Raw genomic sequence first — 7,242 nt, 5'->3', positions numbered from 1 at the left:
AGGCGGAGGGAATCTGCCCTCAGACGGTGGAGCACCGGCAGGTGAAATACCTGAACAACGTTCTCGAGGGAGATCATGGCCGACTTAAAAGAATCCTGGGACCGAAGGGGGCGTTCAAAAATCGAATTTCCGCCTACCGGACGTTGAAAGGGATGGAAGCGATGCATTCATTACGGAAAGGTCAGGGCACGATGTTTGCTTATGGGCACCCCAATCCGGACGCGGTGATCGTCAACCGGGTCTTCGAGACGGCCTGAGAACGCCGGCACGCAGCGGCCATCAGGAAATGAGAAACTGGGTCGTCTCGGCTCTCCGCCCAACTTTGCAACAGCACCCTGCAATTCTCCTGTGGCGACTTTGAATTGTTTCCTTTATAGGTGAAGCCAAACCCGTTGATTGGCTGATATCCAGAGGTGCTGAGGGGCTGAATGGCTTTTCCCAAGGGTAAGGAGTGGCTGTACCGCTATACCGGAAGACGTAGGAAAAGCCCGCAGCCAGAAGGTGGCTGCGGGCTTGGGGAAGCTTAATACTTTTAGTGTGTCTGGGGCTACGGGCCTACTGCTTGATAGCGGAGACCTCGAGCTCAATCTTGATCTCCTCGGAGACCAGCACGCCGCCGGTCTTCAGCGGAGCGTTGAAGTCGATGCCGAAGTCCTTGCGGTTGATCTTGGTGGTTGCCTCGAAGCCCAAGCGGGTATTGCCAAAGGGGTCCTCAGCGGTAGCAACGTCTTCAACGTCGAGGTCAACGGACTTGGTGGTGTCCTTGATGGTGAGGTCACCGGTGACGGTGCCGTTGCCATTCTCGTCAACGTTGAGGTTGGTGGCCTTGAAGGTGATCTCCGGGTACTGCTCTACTGCGAAGAAGTCCTCGTTCTTTACGTGTGCATCGCGGTCATCGTTGCCGGTGGTGATGGAAGCGGTGCGGATGGTTGCCTCAGCAGCGGACTCGGCGATGTTCTCGGCCACGGTGATGGTGCCTTCGAAGTCTGCGAAGTTACCGCGAACCTTGGTGACCATTGCATGCTTGGCGACGAATCCGATAGCCGTGTGGGTTGTGCCTAGGGCTGCCCGACGAGCCCAATGTCTGCGATGGTTGCCTTATCGGACTTGGGCAGTTCGGTAATCATCAGGAGAAGGGCATCGAATTGCTCGTTGGTTTCCTCCAGCTCGATATCTTCCTTGCCGCTTTCGAACTTGCCCCTGGCCAGTTGGTGCAGGGAGCCAGCTTGTGGATTCTCCGGATTGAAGCTGTCCTGGTTTACGCCATAGACGGCGTACTTTGCCCCAGTGGAGTTGGACTGCACCACCGGCAGTACCGCAAGGTGCGTTGGCGTATCCAAGGTGACGAGGACGCCGGTGTCCTCCTCTTCGGTGGACCAGGTGGTGGCCGTTTTGCCGTCGATAAGCGCTGCATAGTCCTTGTTATCAGGGACGGTAACCGCAGAGGAAGGCTGGAGACGCACCGGCGGGGTATCCGGAATGCCCGTGCTGCCATGGATGGTCTCGCTGACCGGGTTGGATGCCTCCACATTGCTGAGCAAGGACATGATCCAGGTGGTGAGCGCGGCCATTGCTACGACGAAGATGGTGGCGAAGATGCCGATGACGATGACGCCGGAACCGGAATAACCGCGGCCGCCAAAGCCGGGTTCTTGCGCCGGGTCATCCTCTTGATCCGGTTCTACCTGTGCCTTCACCGGCAGGGCCTCAGGTGCTTCTTCTGGCTCTTCCGGAGCGAAGTCGCGCAGGCGCTGGGCGATGCCGGCCAAGGTTAGCGCCTGTGCCTCTTGCAGCTCCTCCATCTTTTCCTCGCGGCTGTCCTCATCAGCACTATCGAGTCCGTAGTGCGCATCTTCGACGCGCTGGGCGGCCTCGTCCGCGGGAAGGTTGGCGTCCTCAGAAATATCGCGCAGCTTCTTCGGCGAAGGCTCCGTGGACTCTACGAGCAGCTCGAGGGCGGAGCTTAGAGCCTCGCGGTCGGTAGCGGCGGAGGTGCCGTCCAGCACGGCGGGGAAGGCAACCTTGACCACACCGTCGGTAGAGACGCGGAAACGATCGCGGTGTTCCACGCCGAGGATGAGGCCGGCATCGTGGGCAGCGGCGGCGTCAGCAAAAAGCGGTGCAGTAGCACGAGCCACGGAATGGGGATCGAGGTTATCGGCCTCAGCCACCTGCTTAAGGGAGGTGCCCTCAAACCAATCCGCAACCACCAGGCAGCCCGTGCGATAAGACAGAACTTGGATATTATCCGCCACGGTATCGAGCTCCAGCTCGGCCAGGCGGCGGGTATTGCGCGAGATCTCCGCGGAGCGGCGCGCCGCGATTCCCGGTGTTGCCGGCGCAATTGGCGCCAAGCTATTGGTATCGACGAACGTCAAGGCGACCAGGCGACCGGTGGCCTGCTCGCGTGCTTGCCAGAATTGTGCACCAGTGACCGCACCGTGATCTTGGAGCAGGCGGAAGCGACCATCCGATACCGGGGCACCCGGCACGAGGCGTGGTCCGCGGACGATACCGGCGGACATCGGCGGCGGCACCAGGGTGGCGTTGAAGGCGTCCTGGGAGAATACCGGTCGAATTTCCGGTACGTCGGGCTCCTCCAGCTCGATGGCTTTGGAGGAATCGACCTTGATGAAGCGGGACATGCCCGGGATGCGCTGCAGGGCGCGGGCCAAATTCTGCACCTCCGGCAAGGAGGACTTGGACAGCACCAAGCCGGTGGCGATGAGGAAGATGATGCCGAGCACCGCGACCTTGATCAGCGAGACGATGGACGGCAGATTCTCCGGGAGGAGGAAATTCACGCCCCAGTACAGCACCCAGGAGACGACCAAGCCCACCAGGCCGGCACCGGAAGCCCACAGCACGGTCTGCGTGACGGCCTTGCCGCCGAGGCTGCCGAGCTTGCGCTTGAGCAGGAAGCCGCCAATGACCGCACCGGAGACGAAGCCGAAACCATTGGCCGTACCGAGCAAAATCACCACGCGGTCCGGGTTGGACGTCATCAATGGTGCCAAGAGCGTGAGGACGATCTTGGTCAGCGTGATGCCGGCGATGATGAAGGTAGGCGTCCAGGCTTCCTCGCGGGCATAGAACACGCGCAGGTGCAGCAGCACCAAGGCATACGGGATGAGTGTGAAGGCGGAGAAGCTGATGGTCAGGCCAAGCTGCTCGGCGCTCTCGGCGCCGTAGGCACCGTATTGGAAGAGGGCGCGGGCGATAGGAACGCCGAAGCCGCTCATGAAGATGACGATGGGGATAAGCGCGATGAAGGTCAGCTTGGAGCCCAGGGTGAGATCGCGGACCACGGCATCTACATCGCCGTCGGCGGCGTTGCGGGACAGGCGCGGCATGATGGCGGTCAGCAGCGTTACGCCGATTACGCCATAAGGCACCTGCAGCATGAGCCAGGCATTCTGATAGACCAGCGGTGCGCCGGCATCCGCATAGGCGGCCACGCGGGAGGTGACCACGTAGCCCAGCTGGGAGATGGCCACATAGGTAATGATGGCCAGTGCCATGCCGCCGAATTGCTTGATGCGGGCATCAAGGCCCCACTTGGGGCGCAGGTTAATGCCGGCCTTTTTCAGATACGGCAATAGGATGAGGCACTGCACCATCACCGCTGTGGTGGTGCCCAAGCCCAAGAGCATGACGTGTGGGTCGGCTACTGGCGTGGGATCATGCGGGTCGAGCTCGCCTGGCAGGAAGCGATAAGCCAGCAGCACACCAATGGAGATGAAGTTATTGATCACCGGCGCCCAGGCGCCCGGACCAAAGATATTCTTGGTATTGAGGACGGCCTGGAAAAGGGCGAAGAGGCCGTAGAAAAGAATCTGCGGCAGCAGCAAGAAGGCCAAGGAAGTTGCCTGTACGGCATTGGCCTTGGAATCTTCCGGCAGCATCATCCTGGTTAAGAAGGGTGCGAGCACCACTGAGGCGATGGTAACTATGCCCAGGATGGAAAAGGCCAGGGTAAATAGCCGCCGGACAAAGGTCTCGCCGCGGTCCGTGTCTTCCTTTTCGGCGCGCACGAGGACGGGCACAACCAGAGAGGTCAGCACCGCACCCAAAACGATCTCGGTGACGAGGTTCGGGATCTGGTTGGCGCTACTAAACGCGGTGCCCACCGTGGCGCCGAGCGTGGCACCGATAAGCATCTGGCGCAAGAAACCAGTGATGCGGGATAGCAGCGTCGCGATGGCCATCGTGCCTGTTGCGCGGATGACATCCTGATTGGATGATTCGTTGTCCGCGTTACGTCCAGTGAGCGCGGACTTATCTTCCTCAGGAGGAACGGTGGTGTCCTTCACCGCTGGGGTGGGGCGCTTTTCTGGCACCGGAGCGGGAGGAGAGGCCTGGACGATGCGGCCGCGGGCACCCGCCGGGGCGGGGTGCTCTGCCGGCGCGGCGGCATCCTTCGGGTCAACTACACCCGCAGGTGACTTCTCCACGTGTTCGGCCTCGCGGCCAGTCTTATCAGTCATAGAGGATACAACTTCAACTTACTTTTTAAGCCTTTGTGATTTTTTGCGCCGATGGCGGCCTAGCCGGAAGAGCGTGGCTAAGACCAGCGCAAGGGCGCCGGCTATGCCGACGCCATACACGCTTACGATACCGGCACGCGTCTGCACAGCGATATTGATGGGCTCGGAGATGGTTTGCTTTTCCGGGGTAGCAAGCCACAAGCCAATGTCCGTGCGATCGACGTCCTTAGGCATATCGGCGGTCATGGATACAGTAATAGAGCCCTTGGCCGGAATACGGACGCTCTTGGGCGTGTTGAGGCGCGCGCCGTCGGGGGCATCGTATTGCAGCTTGGCCTCCACCGGTAGTGGCAGGCCATTTTCTGCCACGATGAGCAGCGGCGATGACTCGGATACGCGGGTGTAGACATTGCCCGGTGGGATAAGTGCCACAGAAGAACGCAGGTCCCGCAGCGTATCGGAATGCACATCCATCGTGTGAGTGAACCGGCGCTGCGCCTCCGCATTGGCGCCCAAGCTATCGCGGTTGGTCAGCGAGAGGGCGGCTAGCAGATCCCGGCGCAAAGGCAAGACAAATTCATAGCGAGTGAGCGCGATATCGGGATCATCGACCATGATATTCATCAGCTCATCGGTATAGCGGGCTTGCTGCTCCACGCGGACGATATCGGATTCGGCGAAGGCGGCGGGATCGCTAAAGGGGCTGCCGGGCAGTGAACCAGGCTCTGCGGTCTCCTGCTTTAGGCTGCCGACGGTGCGCGGATGGGACTTACCGGAAACGATGAGCGCCTCGGCAGAGTCGAGTGCGTACTCGGCCGCGCTGGGATCCAAGTAATTGGGCAAGCGCGCCACGGTGTCATCGCTCGCGGCCAAGCTCAGTGCGGCGCCGCCGGTGATGGCACGAGAAAGATCGGAATCGAGCGAGTAATCGTAGCGCAGCTCCGGGTTGGAATAGCCCACCGTCTGTGGTTTGGAGCCGGTTTGGGCGAGGAGGGCGCCCAGGGAGGCGTCGAAAGTCACGGCGCGGCCGGGCCACGAAGTATTATCCGCTACCAATGCGGGCAGGGGCAGCTGCTGTTCCACATAGCCGGAGCCGACCGCGAGCACGGTGGTGGCCGGCTTGGCACCGAGGATTCGCTCGATGGTGTGATTGCCGCGTTGCAGTCCCTCGTAGGTAAGGAAGGGATTATTCGCTTTGGCCACGGAGGAAGCATTGGCATTCGCCCACGGCATGGACATAAAGCAATCGAGCTCGCGCAGGCGCTTGAGCCAGCGGGCAGCATCTTCTTTTCCAGTGCCGGGTTCGAGGTGCACATCGTCCTCATTAGTGAACCACGAATCGCGCAGGCGCTTAGGGCGCTCGGCTTGAGGTGGGCGGGCCGAACCTACCTTATAGCCCTCCGCCATGCGGTTGACCGTATCCAAAAGGGCGGGATCGATGGCTACGCAGCCTGCCCCGCGCAGGTCGTGATCGGCGTACGTGCTGACCAAGCGATCGAGCCGGCCGCCCTCAGCCAGTTCATCTGCCAACTCATCAGAGGAGAGGATAAGCTCCTCTCCCCCAGCGCCGCCTGGTATCGAGTCGATATCGGCGCTGATGGGATAGATCACGGTGAGATCGTGGGGTGTGGGATCCGAGGGGGCATCGCCAAGCGCCTGCTTCTTTCCCTGCACCTGGCCTATGAGGCGCTCTTCTGCAAAGCTGACCGCCTCGCCGCCAACAGTGCCGGTGAGGGTAAATAGCAGCGGATAAGCGCCGGGGTCTTCGATGGCTAGGGTCTGCTCGCCGTGTAAGGAGGTGGGAACCTGGAAGGTAACTTCCCGGGATTCACCCGGCTGCAGGGGCGCGGTGGTGGTGCTGGGACCGTAATACGGGAATTCGCCGGTGGCCAGCTGCGTGCGGGCCTGTGCGGTACTCTCCACGGCATCGCCGCGGCGGCTGGTGAGCTGGAGGTCTTCCATGGCTTCATCGGTGGGATTGTGCACCTGGAAGGTAAGTTTCAGTTCCTTGCCCACGGTGAAGGGTTCGGCCGCGATGAGATCGAGAGTGGCCCGCTCTGGTCCGCGCGCGCCCAACCATGCCTGGATATCCTGCTGCTTTTCGGCGGCCGAGTCCATCTGCGCGGCGGCCTCTGGTAGCGGCAGGCACACGCCCCACCCCGCTACCGCCATGCAGCCGCCCACGACGGCCCAAGACTTCAGGCGCTGGCGCATTACCGTGGGGTCACTTTCCCCGCCGCGGCTTCCTTTCGTGCGAGATCGGGAAGGAGATCATGCGCGATGCGCGCCAGCTTGCGCTCATCGGCGTAGGCCAAGTGCTCGATGAGTTCAGAGACGGGGATCCACGAGACCTCAGTGACCTCTGGATCCTCATCATTCATAATGCCGTCTACAAAACGCAGCAAGTGGTGGTGCACGGTCTTATGGATGCGTACCCCATCAGAGACGAACCAGTAATCAATCATGCCGAGGTCCGCAAAAACCTCACCAGAAATGCCGGTTTCTTCCCATACCTCGCGTTCAGCGGTGACCTCCTTGGCCTCGCCATTTTCCACGTGGCCCTTGGGCATGGACCACAGCAGGCGCCCGCGGCGGTCGAGGCGGCCGATGAGCGCCACATAGAGCCGGGAAAGGTCGACGTTGCCATTGGCATCGACGCACTCCGCCAAGCCGGAGACAACGAGGCCGCCCGCGGAGGTTTCATCGCGGGTTTCCATGGCAGTGGATTGGCCATTGCCACCGCGGTAGGGCTTGC

General features: G+C 61.3%; 3 protein-coding genes and 2 pseudogenes. 1 reads left to right on the top strand and 4 read right to left on the bottom strand.

The window, feature by feature from the left end; translation table 11 throughout:
• The coding region (locus tag MHK00_RS08165) for a DDE-type integrase/transposase/recombinase (protein ID WP_250411218.1) at nucleotides 1-257 on the top strand (257 nt) is incomplete at its 5' end.
• A gap of 298 nt (nucleotides 258-555) precedes the next feature.
• Here the strand turns inward: MHK00_RS08165 and MHK00_RS08160 are convergent.
• The 4 genes and pseudogenes from MHK00_RS08160 to MHK00_RS08145 form a co-directional block, all read right to left on the bottom strand.
• Nucleotides 556-1,062: pseudogene (locus MHK00_RS08160) on the bottom strand (YceI family protein); the annotation flags it as partial.
• Nucleotides 1,059-4,487, bottom strand: coding sequence for a murein biosynthesis integral membrane protein MurJ (gene murJ, locus MHK00_RS08155; RefSeq protein ID WP_250411213.1), 3,429 nt, complete (start codon nucleotides 4,485-4,487; stop codon nucleotides 1,059-1,061). The gene murJ and the pseudogene MHK00_RS08160, both read right to left, overlap by 4 nt.
• An 18-nt stretch (nucleotides 4,488-4,505) precedes the next feature.
• Nucleotides 4,506-6,701: a DUF6049 family protein gene (locus MHK00_RS08150; protein ID WP_250411211.1), complete on the bottom strand. Its 2,196-nt coding sequence runs from the start codon at nucleotides 6,699-6,701 to the stop codon at nucleotides 4,506-4,508.
• Nucleotides 6,701-7,204, bottom strand: a pseudogene (locus MHK00_RS08145) (NUDIX hydrolase); the annotation flags it as partial. The gene MHK00_RS08150 and the pseudogene MHK00_RS08145, both read right to left, overlap by 1 nt.
• Nucleotides 7,205-7,242: the final 38 nt, after the last annotated feature.

Source organism: Corynebacterium tuberculostearicum, assembly GCF_022347385.1.
Taxonomy (GTDB): Bacteria; Actinomycetota; Actinomycetes; order Mycobacteriales; family Mycobacteriaceae; genus Corynebacterium; species Corynebacterium tuberculostearicum_M.
The sequence above is the reverse complement of the archived record's forward strand: the minus strand, read 5'-3'. Positions and strand labels throughout refer to the sequence as shown.

Excerpts from the sequence above, each read along its gene's own strand:
- murJ (WP_250411213.1), bottom strand. The coding sequence starts at position 4,487 with ATGACTGATAAGACTGGCCGCGAGGCCGAACACGTGGAGAAGTCACCT.
- MHK00_RS08150 (WP_250411211.1), bottom strand. The coding sequence starts at position 6,701 with ATGCGCCAGCGCCTGAAGTCTTGGGCCGTCGTGGGCGGCTGCATGGCG.